The 444-nt window shown below is 68.2% G+C and carries 1 pseudogene; it reads right to left on the minus strand.

Annotation, left to right across the window (positions count from 1 at the left end):
• Nucleotides 1–239 (minus strand): annotated as a pseudogene (locus GVL04_RS24160) (phenylalanine--tRNA ligase subunit alpha); the annotation flags it as partial.
• Between the last annotated feature and the right edge of the window lie 205 nt (nucleotides 240–444).

Here is a 444-nt window from a genome sequence, read left to right on the forward strand (position 1 = left end):
TCTTCCAGCAGCGCCTTGCGCCCGCCGAGCGCGCGGGTCAGCGCGTCGCGGGCCTGGTTGATCGCTTCACCGGCGGCCTTGCGCTCGTCGGCCGGCAGGGCGCCGAGCTGCTTGAGCTGCGAGGTGATGCTGCCACTCTTGCCAAGCAGGGCCACGCGCAGCTGTTCCAGCACGTCGGGGCTCTTTGCGGCGGCCACATCGGCCAGCGCCTGGGTGGTGAGGGATTGGATGTCGCTCATGGGGGGCCGGAACTCCAGTCGATCTGCCATCGCGATGCGCGAAGGGCCGACCCCTGTCGCCACCGCCGTCCCCGCGCTGCCGCCATGGCCTCGCCGGGACCCAAAAAAGAATGGGGAAGGACTTGCGCCCTTCCCCATGCATTGCCTTGACCTGACACCGTTCCGGATGAACGGTTACGGCATCGGGAAGGACTTATGCCGCCAG

The sequence above is a fragment of the Arthrobacter sp. 18067 genome (assembly GCF_902706295.1).
Lineage (GTDB): Bacteria > Actinomycetota > Actinomycetes > Actinomycetales > Micrococcaceae > Arthrobacter.